At 60.8% G+C, this 14,612-nt stretch carries 15 protein-coding genes; 5 read left to right on the forward strand and 10 right to left on the reverse strand.

What is annotated here, in order from left to right; genetic code table 11:
- Positions 1-136: 136 nt before the first annotated feature.
- Positions 137-1,150, reverse strand: a complete 1,014-nt coding sequence (locus ACPYOI_RS30535; protein ID WP_481416459.1) for a cell division protein FtsX — start codon at positions 1,148-1,150, stop codon at positions 137-139.
- Positions 1,143-1,802 (reverse strand): cell division ATP-binding protein FtsE, encoded by a 660-nt coding sequence (gene ftsE / locus ACPYOI_RS30540; protein ID WP_022718083.1) that lies wholly within the window; start codon positions 1,800-1,802, stop codon positions 1,143-1,145. Before ftsE ends, ACPYOI_RS30535 begins: the two co-directional genes overlap by 8 nt.
- 206 nt (positions 1,803-2,008) lie before the next feature.
- Here ftsE and ACPYOI_RS30545 point away from each other — a divergent pair, with 206 nt between their 5' ends.
- From ACPYOI_RS30545 to ACPYOI_RS30555, 3 genes are all read left to right on the forward strand, one after another.
- The gene (locus ACPYOI_RS30545; protein ID WP_481416422.1) at positions 2,009-2,662 is read left to right on the forward strand and encodes a hypothetical protein; all 654 of its coding nucleotides are present in this window, start codon (positions 2,009-2,011) and stop codon (positions 2,660-2,662) included.
- A 58-nt stretch (positions 2,663-2,720) separates the two neighbouring features.
- Positions 2,721-3,263 (forward strand): hypoxanthine phosphoribosyltransferase, encoded by a 543-nt coding sequence (hpt, locus tag ACPYOI_RS30550; protein WP_481416423.1) that lies wholly within the window; start codon positions 2,721-2,723, stop codon positions 3,261-3,263.
- A 119-nt stretch (positions 3,264-3,382) separates the two neighbouring features.
- Positions 3,383-3,742 carry a response regulator gene (locus ACPYOI_RS30555; RefSeq protein WP_027512336.1) on the forward strand — a complete coding sequence of 120 codons (360 nt, stop codon included), beginning with the start codon at positions 3,383-3,385 and terminating at the stop codon, positions 3,740-3,742.
- Positions 3,743-3,755: 13 nt separating this feature from the next.
- Here ACPYOI_RS30555 and ACPYOI_RS30560 read toward each other — a convergent pair whose 3' ends face one another.
- The 5 genes from ACPYOI_RS30560 to argH all read right to left on the reverse strand — a co-directional run bounded on the left by ACPYOI_RS30560 (position 3,756) and on the right by argH (position 10,048).
- The gene (locus ACPYOI_RS30560; protein ID WP_168832704.1) at positions 3,756-4,205 is read right to left on the reverse strand and encodes a hypothetical protein; all 450 of its coding nucleotides are present in this window, start codon (positions 4,203-4,205) and stop codon (positions 3,756-3,758) included.
- A 78-nt stretch (positions 4,206-4,283) separates the two neighbouring features.
- Positions 4,284-6,929, reverse strand: a complete 2,646-nt coding sequence (locus ACPYOI_RS30565) for a TIGR02302 family protein (protein ID WP_481416424.1) — start codon at positions 6,927-6,929, stop codon at positions 4,284-4,286.
- A gap of 164 nt (positions 6,930-7,093) precedes the next feature.
- Entirely contained in the window at positions 7,094-8,362 is a 1,269-nt protein-coding gene (gene lysA / locus ACPYOI_RS30570; protein WP_481416425.1) for a diaminopimelate decarboxylase, read from the reverse strand.
- An 11-nt stretch (positions 8,363-8,373) separates the two neighbouring features.
- On the reverse strand, positions 8,374-8,568 hold the full coding sequence (gene lptM / locus ACPYOI_RS30575; protein WP_481416426.1) for an LPS translocon maturation chaperone LptM: 195 nt from the start codon (positions 8,566-8,568) through the stop codon (positions 8,374-8,376).
- A gap of 79 nt (positions 8,569-8,647) precedes the next feature.
- Positions 8,648-10,048, reverse strand: coding sequence for an argininosuccinate lyase (gene argH, locus ACPYOI_RS30580; protein WP_481416427.1), 1,401 nt, complete (start codon positions 10,046-10,048; stop codon positions 8,648-8,650).
- Positions 10,049-10,089: 41 nt separating this feature from the next.
- On the opposite strand from argH, the gene tlpA reads away from it, so the two are divergent.
- A complete protein-coding gene (tlpA, locus tag ACPYOI_RS30585; protein ID WP_481416428.1) occupies positions 10,090-10,752 on the forward strand; it encodes a thiol:disulfide interchange protein TlpA in 663 nt (220 codons plus the stop codon).
- A 268-nt stretch (positions 10,753-11,020) separates the two neighbouring features.
- Positions 11,021-11,551 (forward strand): hypothetical protein, encoded by a 531-nt coding sequence (locus ACPYOI_RS30590; RefSeq protein ID WP_481416429.1) that lies wholly within the window; start codon positions 11,021-11,023, stop codon positions 11,549-11,551.
- Between the two features lie 118 nt (positions 11,552-11,669).
- Here ACPYOI_RS30590 and ACPYOI_RS30595 read toward each other — a convergent pair whose 3' ends face one another.
- The 3 genes from ACPYOI_RS30595 to ACPYOI_RS30605 all read right to left on the reverse strand — a co-directional run bounded on the left by ACPYOI_RS30595 (position 11,670) and on the right by ACPYOI_RS30605 (position 14,398).
- Complete coding sequence (locus tag ACPYOI_RS30595; protein ID WP_481416430.1) at positions 11,670-12,551, reverse strand: 3-hydroxybutyryl-CoA dehydrogenase; 882 nt, start codon at positions 12,549-12,551, stop codon at positions 11,670-11,672.
- 145 nt (positions 12,552-12,696) lie between these two features.
- The gene (locus ACPYOI_RS30600; protein WP_481423804.1) at positions 12,697-13,626 is read right to left on the reverse strand and encodes an electron transfer flavoprotein subunit alpha/FixB family protein; all 930 of its coding nucleotides are present in this window, start codon (positions 13,624-13,626) and stop codon (positions 12,697-12,699) included.
- A 22-nt stretch (positions 13,627-13,648) separates the two neighbouring features.
- The gene (locus ACPYOI_RS30605) at positions 13,649-14,398 is read right to left on the reverse strand and encodes an electron transfer flavoprotein subunit beta/FixA family protein (protein WP_481416432.1); all 750 of its coding nucleotides are present in this window, start codon (positions 14,396-14,398) and stop codon (positions 13,649-13,651) included.
- Positions 14,399-14,612: the final 214 nt, after the last annotated feature.

The raw sequence follows: 14,612 nt of genomic DNA on the forward strand, positions 1-14,612 counted from the left end.
GGCCTCGACACGGTAGCTCGCAAGCGCCGGGTCAGGACGAATCGGATTGCGTCTAGTTTGGCCCATGGTCATGAGTCGTGATATACGCAGATTGCGGCAGGTAACAGACACTTTCGTGCAAAAAAGGCGAAGTCGTTCAATTCGCGATGCCATCAGTTCGCGTCGGGTCGGAACGTAGCGTATCGATTTCATAGATCGTGCGCATAACAGTGAGCCGCGCTGTAAGTGTCGTCAGCAATGCAATGACGATCATCGTCGCGAAAATACCGAGATAGCCGAGGGCTCCGACCGAGAAGGTGCCGAAGAGGGCGGTTGCCTGGTCGGTTTGCGGCGTTGCGATCGTGCGGCTTTGCAGGAAGCCCGCGGCAAAGAAGAAGAGCGCCGCCAAGGCGCTGCCGATTGCCGAGCCTTTGAGGCTGATTTTCAGGAAATGCTTCTGAAATTCGGTGGCGACGAAAGAACTTTCGGCACCCACGAAATGCAGGACCTCGACGATATGCCGGTTGCCGGAGAGCGCCCCGCGCGTCGCAAAAACCACCGTCAGCACCATCGCGGTGAAGACAAGGAGCAGGATTCCGGTGCCGATCATGACCGTTGTATGGGCCATTGATACGAGACGATCGACCCATGTGCGGTGATCGTCGAGTGAGGCCTGGGGAATGCTCTCCTTCAAGAGCGAGCGCATTGCCTCGAAGTCTGGCGGGTTCGCCTCGTCGATCGTGATGATCACGAGACGGGGGACGGGAAGCTCCTTGATATCAAGGCCGCTGCCGAGCCATGGCTCCAAGAGGCGGGCCGTTGCGGCCTCGTCGACGATCTGGCTGCCCTTTGTGCCGACGAAGGTCATGGCGATGTCGCGCGCCTGCGTCAGCGCTTTTTCCATGTCCAGACCGTCATCCGGTTTGATCTGGATGGTGATCTCCCGGGAAATCTGGCTCTCCCAGCTGGCCGCCGTCGAGCGGACCATGCTGACGCCGCCAAGCGTCAGGCAGGCGAGGAAGGCCATGATGCTGATGACCACCGTCAAGGCGTTGCCCTGAATGTTGGAGGGCGGTAGGATCGGCCCCGTTGGCCGCACGCGCATCTCCGCCCGCTTCTGCTGGGCTCGGGCGGCGCCTTGCGCGCGGTCGGTCGATACGGGCTCAGTCATAGACGTCAAGATGCCCTTCCGAAAGGATCATGCGGCGGGCCTCCACCTGATCCATCAATGTGAGATCGTGCGTCGCGATGACGACGGCCGTTCCAAGACGGTTGAGTTCGAGAAAGAGGTTCAACAGGCGGCGCGCCATCGGCGGATCGACGTTGCCGGTGGGCTCGTCGGCCAGCAGAACCTCCGGCCGATCGATCAGCGCGCGGGCGATCGCGGCGCGCTGCTTTTCACCGCCGGAAAGCACGGGGGGAAGCACGTTAATGCGTTCGCCAAGCCCGACCCATTTCAATAGCTCCAGCACATCGGTTTTGTAGGAGCTCTCGTCTTTCCCTCGCACACGGAGCGGCAAGGCCACGTTCTCATAGGTCGTCAGATGATCGAGCAGGCGGAAATCCTGGAAGACGATGCCGACACGGCGGCGAAGCAGCGGCAGCTCCGGTCGCGGGATGTCGGAGATATCCCGTCCGAACATGCGGATCAGGCCACGCGTTGGCTGCAACGACATGAAAAGCAAGCGCAGAAGCGTCGTCTTTCCGGCACCTGAGGGACCGGTCAGAAACTGGAAAGACTTCTTCGGAATGTCGAAGGTCAGGTCCCGGAGAATCTCCGGGCCCATGCCATAGCGCAATCCGACATTTTCAAAGTGAATCAACAGGCAGCCCAGTCTTTCACGGTTTCACCCCATCGACTTGTTAACCAACGCCGTTAACAACCGGTAAATTTCGCCAGAAAGACGCCCCTCTTAAGGCCGGTTAGCGAAGGATTAACTATTAAAATTTACGACTGGGCAGGATTCGTTTCAATGCCCGGTTTTCGGCCGTGCACTGAAACCATGTGCAGATGGGAAAGGCCGTCAACATGGAAGCATCATCCTTCGGGCGTCATGCGCCGGGTTATGCCTACGATTTCCTGCCGCCGGAGCCTGCCGCGCGTCGGGTTCGCCCCCACCGCCCGGCCGATGTGGCCGACGCCGAATTCATCGTCATCGGCAAGCGGGGCCAGAGCTTCAACGCCAGAAGTTTCAACGACGCTCGCGAGCGCGCTGCTCCTGGCAAGTCATCCGCGCCGCCCGCGGCGGTTTCGAAGGCTGCCGTGTTCCTCAAGCGTGCCGAAGAATGGTTGCAGCAGGCTTCATTCAAAAGCTTCACAGCCCTTGTCTTCATGCTCTTCGTCCTCGTCTTCGGCCTGGCCGGCGGTTTTTCCGGCCTGTCACCGAATGACGCCGCCGCGTCAGCCTCGCCGCTGCACTTCACGCATGTCACGATGACGCCGCGTGATGCCAACGGCATGCGAATTCTGGTGATCAACGGCATTATCGAGAACGAGAGCGGTACGACGCAGTCCATTCGCCCGATCCGCGCCGATCTGATGACCGATGACCGGCTGGCGGCCAGCATCGTCATCAATCCGCCGACAGACGTGATCTATGGCGGCGAGAGCCGCGGCTTCTCGGCGCGCGTTCAGCACTCGGGCGGAAAAATGCCGGAAGTCCGCCTTTCGTTCATGCCCTAGGGTGTTTCCGCGCTGCTAATGTGCTAACGGCTACCCTTCGTTTACATGGAGAAGCCGTATGCCTGTCGTGCGCGGAAAAAATATCGAGCCTCTTTTCACCGCCGAGCAGATTGCCGAGCGCAATCACGAGATGGCAAGACGGATTGCCGCAGGTCCGACGAAGGACCTGCTCGTCATCGCCGTGTTGAAGGGCTCGTTCATTTTCGCCGCCGACCTGATCCGCGCACTGCACGACAGCGGGCTCGCGCCCGAAGTCGAGTTCATTACGCTTTCGAGCTACGGAACAGGAACCGTTTCGCAGGGTGTGCGCATCGTCAAGGATATCGACAGCGACGTTAAGGATCGCGACGTGCTGCTGATCGACGACATCCTCGAATCCGGCCGTACCCTGCTTTTCGCCAAGGAACTGCTTTACGCGCGCGGCGCGCGGCACGTCAGGATCGCCGTGCTGCTCGACAAGAGCGTCAAGCGCAAGGAAAAGCTCGAGGCGGATTACGTCGGCTTCGAATGCCCCGACTATTTCGTCGTCGGCTACGGCATGGATGTCGCCTATGCCTTTCGCGAACTGCCGTTCGTTGGCGTGGTTACCGGCGACGCCTGATCTCATGGCTTCAAGACGGGTTGTTAACCATCCCGTCCATCGCTTGCTTCCGTTTACCGATCGAAAAGGACCGCCGTGCAATTTCCGCTTCGGGGCATGAAGACGGAGCGATGCACATCATGGCAAAAATTCTGATCACGGAAGACGAGGACTCGCTTCGCTCTTTCGTAGCCCGGGCCTTGCGCCTTGACGGTCATGAGACCGACGAAGCAGCCGATGGCGCCGAGGGGCTGGAGAAGCTGAAGGACGGGGTCTATGACCTGCTGCTTTCGGATATCCGAATGCCGGTGATGGACGGCATCGAGCTTGCGCATCAGGCGAAATCCGCCTTTCCGGCGCTCAAAATCCTGCTGATGACCGGCTATGCCGAGCAGCGCGAACGCGCTGATGATCTTGCGGAAAAGATCGTCGATGTCGTGTCGAAGCCTTTTGCGCTGCCGGATATCCGCAAGGCGGTTGCACGCGCTCTGGCTGCCTGATCCTGGGGCAGCCTCACTTCTCGTCCGGGATGAACTTACCTTCGTAGCGCACCCGGAAATTCCGTCTATGAAAGTCCTGCTCGAAGCAGACAAAGACCAGTTCGATATCGTTGTCACTGTCACGTTTTCCGAGAAGACTTAGCGTGATGACGGAGACGCCGCTGTAGCCGCGCGTCAGCCGGAAAGCCGCATTGCGGATGTCCGTCGCTTCCGGATCCTTGCGATCGTCGCGGCGTTCGTAGATGACCCAGAAGCGGGCGGCATCCCATGTCTTCCTGAGGACCTCGCTGATCTCGGCCTTGAACTCCTCGGCATGCATCGCCGGTCCCCAGGACAGCGCCGTCTCGCCGGTATCGCTGACGACATTGAGATAGCCGTCATATCGAGAGGCGCCGGAGAGCGCCTGTTCGATCATCTCAAACGCGGTGTTTTCGCTAATTACAGTCTTGAAGAGAATGGCCATCGAATCGTTATCGTCCGTCAATTCCGCGGACGACATTACGAAGCTCTTCGCTGAACGGAAACGGCTTATCTTGTCCGGTCACTGAATATCCAGCAGCCGCTCGAGGTAACGCCGCTCCATCTCCTGCGGTGGGTTGTTCCCCAGCTTTTCGCGGATGGCATCGAGGATCTCGCGGGCGCGCTGGACGTCGATCTCGTCAGGAACCTTGACGTCATTGCCGAAGTCCGGACCGTTGGCGCGGCGCGGGCGGCCCAGCGGATCGCGGCCGTTCTGGTTGCCCTGTCCGACCTGCCCTTGCGGTCCCTGGCCCTGCTGGCCTTGCTGCGCCTGCATCATCTGGTTCATCATGTCGCGGGCGCCCTGGCGGAGCGCTTCGAGCGCGCGGCCTTGGCCCTGCACGGCCGTGTCACCGCGGCCTTGGCCGAGTTCGCGGCCGGCTCCCTCCATTTCGCGCTGCGCCTGACCGAAGCCCGGTCCGGGCTTCATGCCCATCTCGCCGAGGCCCTTCTGCAGTTCCCCAAGCTGCTTGCCGAGTGCATCCTGCTGGGCGCGCAATTGCTTCAGCGCTTCGCGAAGCTGCTCTTCGGTCATCTGGTCCGAGGGCTGATCGCCCTGCTGGCCGTTCTGGCCCTGCTGTTGGTCCTGCGGCTGGCCCTCCTGGCCCGGCATCATTTCGTCCAGCAGCGGATCGTTCATGCCCATGTTCGGGTCGCCCCGCTGCATCCGGTCCTTCAATTGCTGGTCAAGCTTGAACGTCTGCTCCATCAGTTGCTGCTGGTCGCGGAGGATCTGGCCGAGCTTGTCCATCTGTTGGCGCATCTGGCTATTGTCGCCCTGCTGGCCTTGCTGGGGCCTGCCGGCCTGCAGGTTGTTCATCATCCGCTGCAGTTCGGACAGCAGTTGCTGAGCGGCGTCGCGGTTTCCGGAGCGCGCCAGATTCTCGATCTGGTCCATCATGCGCTCCAGATCCTGCTGGCGGATGAAGTTCTGCGCGTTCTGGTTCGGCTGCATCGGCGCATTCTGCATGCGCTGGGCCAGTTCCTTCATATACTCGTTCATCGCCTTGCGGAGCTCATCCATGAGCTTCTTGATCTCCGCGTCCGGCGCATTGCGCTGCAGCGCATCGGCGAGGTTCTGCTGGGCATTGCGCAAGTTGCGCTCGGCAAGCGAAAGGTCACCGTCCTCCATACCGAGGGCGATATCCCAGAGGTAATCCGCCGTATCCTTGAGCTGCTCTTCGTTGCGGGCAAGCTTCATGCGGATGCGGGCAGATTCCAGCAATAGGTAGTTGGTCAGTTTGGGAATAGTCTCCTCAGGCCGAATCGTCAGCGCCTCGTTGAGCGCGATTGCCTCCGGCATCTTGCGGGTGTCAAGGGCAAAGACCTGACGCTCCTCCGCAACCGCGGCGGCCAGTGGCTCAAAGAACGGACGCGACGGCAGCGTCATTTCATGCGGCGGGCTTCGGCCGGTCTGGCCCGCTGCGTCCTTCGCAACAAGCGTCACGCGCACCCGCTTGCCGGCAAGCGGGTGTTCCGTCAGGTTCTTGCTGGTGACGGCCTTGGCGTCCCGCGCGTTGCGGCGCGGAATGTCCAGCCGGAAATCGGGCAACGGATAAAGCGCCTTTGCCTCCGGGTCGGATTCGACCGGCACGATTTCAGCACGCGCCTCCTGCACCCCGTAATCGTCCTTAACCCTAAAGCCGATCTCCAGTGCGCCATTGACGCTGCGTTTGGGCAATCCATCGAAAGCAATCTCGGGTGCCTTGTCTGGAATGACCTTGAAGGTCCAGGTGCGGCCGTTGACGAGCAGCGCGCCGTTCTCCTCAAGTTTCATCACATGCGTCTGTGCAGCAAGCACCGGAGTGGCAGGCGTGCCGGCAGCCGGCGGCTGGCCCTGCGGTGCGGCGGGCTGTTGCTTTGTGTCCGCAGAAATTTCCTGTGCCTCGCCGGACGCCTTCTTGAAGAGAACCTTCTCGGCCACCTGCCCGCCGCTGACACGAACCGTCAGGTTCGAGGACTGCGGAACGTTGATAGCGCCCTGCTCGGAGCCGGTTGCCGTCAGATAGACCGGCGCGCGGCCGGTATAGGATGGCGGCGTGACCCATGCGTCGATGCGGACCGCCGGGTTGCTTGCCGCGGGCGTGGCCGGCGGCTGCAAGGCGTCGGTGATCGAGCCGCCACCGGTTGAAAGCGAGTAACCGAAGGCGGTAACGACAAGAAGAGCCGGGATGGCGCGGAGCGCGAAACGGTCGTGTGCTGCGATGTCCGGACGGGGAAGGCCTGCATCAAGGGCCGCGATCTTCTCCGCCATGCGCGTCTGGTGTTCGCGCCAGAGTGCCTGTGCGACCGGCGTATCGAAAGCCGGCCGGTCCTCCTGCACCGTCACCGGCTGGTGCGGCAGGCCATTGCGCTCCTCCAGCAGACGGTCGGCGGCGGCAATATTCGGCCAGCGAAGCTTGCGAAACGGAGCGAGCGAAACAAGCAGGGCAATACCGAAGGCAATCAGCAGGCCGACACGCGCGAAATCAGGTATGAAACGGAAAATGCCGAACCAGGAAGCCGCAAGATAGAGGGCAAGCACCGAAAGAACGCCGACCAGGGACGGCAGGATCTGCTCGGAAACGAGCACCAGGCGCGCAAAGAACCGCTTTACCGCCACAAGCCTCGCAAGAGAGGGCCGAAGGGCAAATGCACCTTGTCTTTGCCTGCGGGGGCTCTTCGTCAATCCGGTCTCCGCCGTTTGGTGTTAGAGTAACAGATGGCGCTTCCGGCGATTGCTGGGCAATACGCTCGCATCACAAAAAGATAACACTCTTTGTGGCGAAGACGAGGGCGAAGGGCCAGCAAAGCCGGTTTTTCATGTCTATTCGAGAAAAAGTGATGGGTTTCTCAGCCGAGCCAGGCGGGCACGGAGTCGAGACCTATCAGTTCCTCATAGGTTCCGCGAGGACGAACCACGTGGAAATCGGCCCCCTTGACCAGAACTTCCGGTATCAGCAGGCGGCTGTTGTAAGTGCCGGCTTGCACTGCGCCATAAGCACCCGCGGAACTGACGGCGAAAAGATCGCCCGGCTTCGGCATCGCCATTTCACGATCGAGTGCCAGATAGTCACCGGTCTCGCAAACCGGACCGACGATATCCGCCTTGATCCGCGGCGCGTTGGCCGCCGAGATCACGACCGGGCGGATTTCGTGATAGGCGTCATAAAGCGTTGGGCGGATGAGGTCGTTCATCGCGCCGTCCACGATAACGAAGGTCTTTTCGCCGCCGTCCTTCACATAGATGACTTCGGTGACGAGAATGCCGGCATTGCCGACGATGAGGCGGCCCGGTTCGGTGACGATCCTGCAGTTAAGCCCGCGCAGCTGGTTCTTGACGACCGCGGCATAGGCCTCCGGAGGCGGCGGCGGATTGTTGTCGTCCTTGTAGGGGATACCAAGGCCACCGCCGACGTCGACGTGGTGGATATCGTGACCGTCGGCGCGAAGCGTGCCCACGAGCTCGCGCAGCAGCTTGAAGGCGTCTTCGAACGGCTGCAGTTCGGTGATCTGGCTGCCGATATGCATGTCGATGCCCGTGACTTCGATGCCGGGCATTTTCGCCGCCTGAGCATAGACGGCGCGAGCACGCTCCCAGGAAATGCCGAACTTGTTTTCCTTCTTGCCGGTCGAGATCTTCGCATGCGTCCTAGCATCCACGTCCGGGTTGATACGGAAGGAAACCGGGGCCTTCTTGCCCGCCTTGATGGCGCGCTGGTTCAGGATCTCCAGCTCCGGTTCTGATTCGACGTTGAAGCAATAGATTCCAGCTTCGAGCGCAAAATCCATCTCGCGCGGCGTCTTGCCGACGCCGGAAAACATGATGCGGCTTGCCGGAATGCCGGCCGCGAGCGCGCGGCGCAGTTCACCTTCGGAAACGACATCGATGCCGGCGCCGAGCTTGCCCAGCGTCTTCAACACCGCCTGGTTCGAATTCGCCTTCATGGCATAGCAGACCATGGCGTCGATATCGCTGAAGGCTTCGGTGAAGACCCGGTAGTGGCGTTCGAGCGTTGCGGTCGAATAACAATAGAAAGGCGTGCCGACGGCCTTGGCGATTTCCGGAACGGGGACGTTCTCGGCGTAAAGGATGCCGTCGCGGTATTCAAAGTGGTTCACGGGAGTATGCCTTAGAGCAGGGGATCGAGGAGGAACGGCCTGTCGACGGTGCCCGGCTGTTTTGTCGGCTTCGACACGTCGCCTTCCTTCGTGGCCATCGCGCTCGGCGGATCGAGATCGCCTTTGCGTCCGCATCCGGCAACGGCAAGGCCGACGACGGCAAAAACAACCGTCAGGCGGATGAGGTACGGCAAGCTGATCTGCATAGGGGCCTCGTATCGAAGGGCAGAAGGTTGGACATCTTCATAGCGAAGTTTCTCAGCCTTGTGCACCCTGATTGTTTTGTCAGTTGCGGCCGCGCCAGTAGGCGATCTGCTTTCTGACTTCGGAGGGTGCGGTGCCGCCGAAGCTCTTGCGGCTTGCGACCGATGCCTCGACCGTCAACACGTCATAGACCTTGTCTGTGATACCAGGGTTGATCGCCTGCAGATCGGCAAGGGGCAGTTCGGCGAGGTCGCAGCCCTTGCTTTCGGCAAGGGCGACGGCGCGGCCAGTCACATGATGGGCATCCCGGAACGGAAGGCCTGCCTCGCGCACTAGCCAGTCGGCAAGGTCGGTGGCGGTAGAATAGCCGGAGCCGGCAGCCGCCTTCATCCGGGTGGTGTTGATCGTCATGTCGCGCACCATGCCGGTCATGGCTGCGATTGCCAGCTCCAGGCTCTCGGCGGCGTCGAAAACCTGTTCCTTGTCTTCCTGCATATCCTTGGAATAGGCGAGCGGCAGGCCCTTCATGATCGTCAGCAGCGCGACCAGCGAACCGTTGATGCGGCCGGTCTTGGCGCGCACGAGCTCGGCCGCGTCGGGGTTCTTTTTCTGCGGCATGATCGAGGAGCCGGTGGAGAAGGCATCCGACAGGCGCACGAAGCCGAACTGCGGCGTCGACCAGATAACAATCTCTTCGGCGAGCCGTGACAGATGCATACCACAGATTGCGGCGATCGACAGGAACTCGATGGCGAAGTCGCGATCGGAGACCGTGTCGATCGAATTGCGGGTCGGCTCCCGGAAACCGAGCGCCTTTGCCGTCATGTGGCGGTCGATAGGGTATCCAGTGCCGGCAAGTGCCGCAGCCCCGATCGGGCTTTCGTCGAGATGTTCGATGGCGTGACGCACACGCGAACGGTCGCGGCCGAACATTTCCACATAGGCCATGCAGTGATGGCCGAAGGTGACGGGCTGTGCCGTCTGCAGATGAGTGAAGCCCGGCATGACGCTTTCGACGTGCTCTTCGGCTCGGTCGAGGAAGGCCGCGATGAGGTTCGTCAGCATCGCCTCGGTTTTCTGCAGTTCTTCCTTCACCCAGAGGCGGAAGTCGAGCGCCACCTGGTCGTTGCGTGAGCGGGCGGTGTGCAGGCGTCCGGCGGCGGGACCGATCAGCGTCGCAAGCCGGGCCTCGACATTCATATGAATGTCTTCGAGCTGGCGGGAGAACTCGAAATTGCCGCTCTCGATTTCTGACAGGATCGTGTTTAGCCCGTGAACGATCTTGTCCTTATCCTCTGCGGAAATGATGCCCTGATGGGCAAGCATCGTCGCGTGGGCGATCGATCCACGGATATCCTGGGCAAACAGCTTCTTGTCGAAACCGATCGATGCATTTATCTCCTCCATGATGGCGTCGGGACCGGAAGCGAAACGCCCGCCCCACATCTGGTTGGAGGATTTGGTGTCCGTGGTGTCGGCCATGAAGCTGCCTGCCTTGAAGAATGCATGCTCTGGGGAATGAAATGACGACAAGAAAGCCGTTCGGACTGCCATCTCTGAAGTTGATCGGGATAGCCGCCGTCGCGGGCATCATTGCCGGTGCGGCAGCGGTTTACATTAAGGAGACCGGGTATGGCAATGGCGGCGCGCAAACGGCATCGGGCGAATGTAGTGCCGCCAAGCATCTCGCGGGGAAGATAGGGCCGCTCGCCAGGGGCGAGGTTGCGGCGATGGTTGCCGTCGATGAACCGCGCAAACTTACATCGGTTGCCTTCAACGGCCCGGACGGCAAGCCGCTGACGCTTGAGAATTTCGCAGGCAAAACCGTGCTTCTCAATCTCTGGGCGACGTGGTGCGTGCCCTGCCGCGAGGAAATGCCGGCGCTGAACGCGCTGGCGAAGGAGATGGGCAACGAGAAATTCCAGGTCGTTGCAGTCAATATCGATACCGGCGATGACGAAAAGCCGAAGGCCTTCCTGAGCGAAACCGGCGTCGATTCCCTTCAGCTCTACCGCGACAATACCATCGGTGTCTTCAACAGCCTGAAGAAGGAAGGGCTTGCCTTCGGCCTGCCCGTCACTTTGCTGATCGACGACAAGGGCTGCCTGGTTTCGGCGATGAACGGCCCTGCCGCCTGGGATAGCGGCGATGCCAAGGCACTGATCAAGGGTGCGGTGGGGACGTGAGCGTCGATAACCTAGGATCTTGCCTCAAAGAGATCGCGCGGCCATCGATGTTGGCGGCACATTGCCGACCTGGCCGTGCGGCGCTACATTACGAACGAGCCTAAGTTGCGTGCTTAACGCATAAGTCGAGCCCGCGACCAAATTGACGCCGAAGGAGACGGCGTCTCTCAAGCTTTTGAAGCTTTAACTCGCTTCGCTCAGGTGGCAGGGCGACGTAGCCCTATCGAACGCAGGTCAGTTTACTGGTGCGACAGCGTAGGAGGCGTAAATGGCAATTTCGCGCAAGCAGGCAGAGCGTTTGCTAACGGCGGACGAATGGCAACTCGTTCAAAAAACCCACCATCCGGCAATGCAGGACCTGTCGGATGCTGATCTCTCGGACCTCGCCAAGAGAATACGTGAAAGGCGCGATCGCGCACAAAGCGAGGCGAACAGGCAGCGAAGGGAAATCAGAGGCAAGGCGCAACCCAAAGGGGCGACGCCAGCACGCAAGGATACGGGAACGAGAGCCAAGCTCGAAGTTCTGGCAATGGGCGTGCGCAGTGTGAACGTCGAACAAGCTCGTCGGCGTAGAATGCTTGCTAAAGTTCAGATGGTCGAGAACATGCGAGCCGCGTTGGCGCGAAAGAAAGAAGCGAAAAGCGAGAAAGACGAGTCATTTAACGCACGCCAGGCCCATGCAGGCATGCACTCGATCGAAAGTTCAAAGCCCAAAAATCTCATCCGTCCTATGGAGCGAGGCAGATTGCGGAAGGCTGGCGCTGTTTCACAGGCAAAGCGCGACGCTCGCGGCGCATAGGCGTCGATAGTGTTTTGACAGCGCACTCACCAGCCTATTCCTATGGTGTGAGCGGCGAACCTTCAAATAGCAGGAATGGGAACCGACATCTCGCGGATCCGCGAGATCATTTGGCGCCTTAGCGCGTCGGGACCGGCGTCTCGCCGCGATAGTCGTAGAAGCCGCGGCCGGACTTGCGGCCCAGCCAGCCGGCTTCAACATATTTGACCAGCAGTGGGCAGGGACGGTATTTCGAATCCGCCAGGCCATCATGCAGCACCTGCATGATCGAGAGGCAGGTGTCGAGGCCGATGAAGTCGGCAAGCTGCAGCGGTCCCATCGGGTGGTTGGCGCCGAGCTTCATGGCCGTGTCGATGGCATCGACGGTGCCGACGCCTTCATAGAGCGTGTAGATCGCCTCATTGATCATCGGCAGCAGGATGCGGTTGACGATGAAAGCCGGAAAGTCTTCAGCAACCGTGACGGTCTTTTCGAGCGACGCGACGAAATCCTTCGCGGTCGCAAAGGTTGTTTCGTCGGTTGCGATGCCGCGCACCAGTTCGACCAGTTTCATCACCGGGACGGGATTCATGAAATGAATGCCCATGAAGTGCTCGGGCCGGTCCGTCGCCGAAGCCAGCCGCGTGATCGAAAGCGAGGATGTATTGGTGGCGAGAATTGCTTCCGGCTTCAGGACCGGACAGACTTGCGCGTAGATCTTGCGCTTAACAGCTTCCTCTTCGGTCGCCGCTTCAATAACGAGATCGGACGGCGCGAGGTCGTTCAGGTTGGCCGATCCGGAGATAAGGGAAAGCGTCGCCTTGCGCTCTTCATCCGTCATCTTGCCGCTCGTGACGTGCCGGGCGAGATTGCCGTTGATGGTCGCCAGGCCTGATTCGATGCGCTCCTGGGACAGATCATAGAGGTGGACTTTGTAGCCCGCAGTTGCTGAGACCTGGGCGATGCCGCAGCCCATCTGACCCGCGCCGACAATCCCGATCATTTTCAACACCGCATTCATCGCCAACCCCCGCGGCAGTCGTCTTGCTCTGCCGTGCTTATCTAAATGAAACTGCCGGGCAAAGTATCGCCCGGCAGCAGTAGTAGCGCTATAAATGATAATTTTCCAGTCTTTCGCAGATGCGAAAAGTGGGCAATCTGCTCGTTCAGAGGGCCTTCTGCAGTTCCGGCAGGGCTTCGAACAGATCGGCGACGAGGCCGTAGTCGGCCACTTGGAAGATCGGTGCCTCCTCATCCTTGTTGATGGCGACGATGACCTTTGAGTCCTTCATGCCCGCGAGATGCTGGATCGCACCCGAGATGCCACAGGCGATGTAGAGATCAGGCGCGACCACTTTGCCGGTCTGACCGACCTGCCAGTCGTTCGGCGCGTAGCCCGCGTCGACCGCCGCGCGCGAAGCGCCGACGGCGGCACCCAGCTTGTCGGCGACCGGCAGGATGACTTCCTTGAACTTCTCGGCCGAGCCGAGGGCGCGGCCGCCGGAGATGATCACCCGGGCCGAGGTCAGTTCCGGCCGGTCGGAAGCCGAAAGTGCGTCCTTGACGAAGGTCGAAAGGCCGGGATCGGAAACGGCCGGGATCGCCTCGACCGCTGCGGAACCGCCTTCGGCGGCAGCGGCGAAGGAAGCGGTGCGCACGGTGATGACCTTCCTGGCATCGGTCGACTGCACCGTCTGGATGGCATTGCCGGCATAAATCGGCCGCTTGAAGGTGTCGGCGGAGACGACCTCGATGATTTCCGAGACCTGCGCGACGTCGAGCAGGGCCGCGACGCGGGGCATAACGTTCTTGCCGGTGGAGGTGGCGGCCGCGACGATCGCGTCGTAGCTGGCGGCCAGCGAGACGATCAGATCGGCGAGCGGCTCGGCCAGATTGTTGGCCAGTTCGTCGCTTTCGGCGAGCAGCACCTTCGAAACGCCGGAGAGTTTGGCGGCCTGATCGGCGGCAGGCTTGGCGCCCTTGCCGGCGACGAGGATGGTAACATCGCCGCCGATTTGGGTAGCGGCGGTCAGCGCCTTGGCGGTCTGGTCGGAAAGGCTTTGATTGTCGTGGTCAGCCAGAAGAAGAATGGCCATGGTCGTATTCCTTTCTCGAACCTTAGAGGACGCCGGCTTCGGTCTTGAGCTTCTCGACGAGCTCGGCGACCGACTTCACCTTGACGCCGGCCTTGCGGCCCGACGGCTCTTCGGTCTTCAAGACCTTGAGGCGCGGCTCGGTAGAGACGCCAAAATCGGCAGGAGCCTTCTTGTCGAGCGGCTTCTTCTTGGCCTTCATGATGTTCGGCAGCGAGGCATAACGCGGTTCGTTGAGGCGCAGGTCGGTGGTGACGACGGCCGGAAGCTTGACCTCGATCGTCTGCAGGCCGCCATCGACCTCGCGGGTCACGGTTGCCTTGCCCTCACCGATCTCGATCTTCGAGGCGAAGGTCGCCTGCGAAATGCGCAGCAGTGCCGCCAGCATCTGGCCGGTCTGGTTGGAATCGTCATCGATCGCCTGCTTGCCGACGATGATCAGCCCCGGCTGCTCGGCCTCGACGACGCCCTTGAGGATCTTGGCGACGGCGAGCGGCTCGACCTGATCGTCGGTCTCGACGAGGATCGCCCGGTCGGCACCCATTGCAAGCGCGGTGCGCAGCGTCTCTTCGGCCTTGGCCGGACCGATCGATACGGCGACGACCTCCTCGGCCTTGCCGGCCTCCCTCAGCCGCAGCGCTTCCTCGACCGAGATCTCGTCGAACGGGTTCATCGACATCTTCACGTTCGAAAGCTCCACACCGGTGCCATCCGGCTTGACGCGGATCTTCACGTTGTAATCAACCACCCGCTTCACGGGGACGAGAATTTTCATGGGGTCCTTCCTTCAACTCTTTCGCCAAGAAAATGCGCCCTTCGGCGCCGCTCCGATTGTCGAATGGCGACATGGATACGCGTTTTTCCTCCAAATACAACGCTCGCCGGTCGCAGACGGACAAATTGCTCCGGCAAATATATACCGCTTACGTTCACGTCAACATTTAGGTCCGGCTGGTCATGTCCGCCTCACAGCCGGCGTGCTTCGGACG

This window comes from Rhizobium sp. SVR5-2C (genome assembly GCF_056755115.1).

Coding starts and splice junctions, on each gene's coding strand:
- ACPYOI_RS30600 (WP_481423804.1), bottom strand. CDS start 13,626: ATGGCCATTCTTCTTCTGGCTGACCACGACAATCAAAGCCTTTCCGAC.
- argH (WP_481416427.1), bottom strand. CDS start 10,048: ATGGCCGACACCACGGACACCAAATCCTCCAACCAGATGTGGGGCGGG.
- ACPYOI_RS30535 (WP_481416459.1), bottom strand. CDS start 1,150: ATGACTGAGCCCGTATCGACCGACCGCGCGCAAGGCGCCGCCCGAGCC.
- ACPYOI_RS30545 (WP_481416422.1), top strand. CDS start 2,009: ATGGAAGCATCATCCTTCGGGCGTCATGCGCCGGGTTATGCCTACGAT.
- lptM (WP_481416426.1), bottom strand. CDS start 8,568: ATGCAGATCAGCTTGCCGTACCTCATCCGCCTGACGGTTGTTTTTGCC.
- ACPYOI_RS30555 (WP_027512336.1), top strand. CDS start 3,383: ATGGCAAAAATTCTGATCACGGAAGACGAGGACTCGCTTCGCTCTTTC.
- ACPYOI_RS30590 (WP_481416429.1), top strand. CDS start 11,021: ATGGCAATTTCGCGCAAGCAGGCAGAGCGTTTGCTAACGGCGGACGAA.
- hpt (WP_481416423.1), top strand. CDS start 2,721: ATGCCTGTCGTGCGCGGAAAAAATATCGAGCCTCTTTTCACCGCCGAG.
- ACPYOI_RS30605 (WP_481416432.1), bottom strand. CDS start 14,398: ATGAAAATTCTCGTCCCCGTGAAGCGGGTGGTTGATTACAACGTGAAG.
- ACPYOI_RS30595 (WP_481416430.1), bottom strand. CDS start 12,551: ATGAATGCGGTGTTGAAAATGATCGGGATTGTCGGCGCGGGTCAGATG.
- ACPYOI_RS30560 (WP_168832704.1), bottom strand. CDS start 4,205: ATGGCCATTCTCTTCAAGACTGTAATTAGCGAAAACACCGCGTTTGAG.
- tlpA (WP_481416428.1), top strand. CDS start 10,090: ATGACGACAAGAAAGCCGTTCGGACTGCCATCTCTGAAGTTGATCGGG.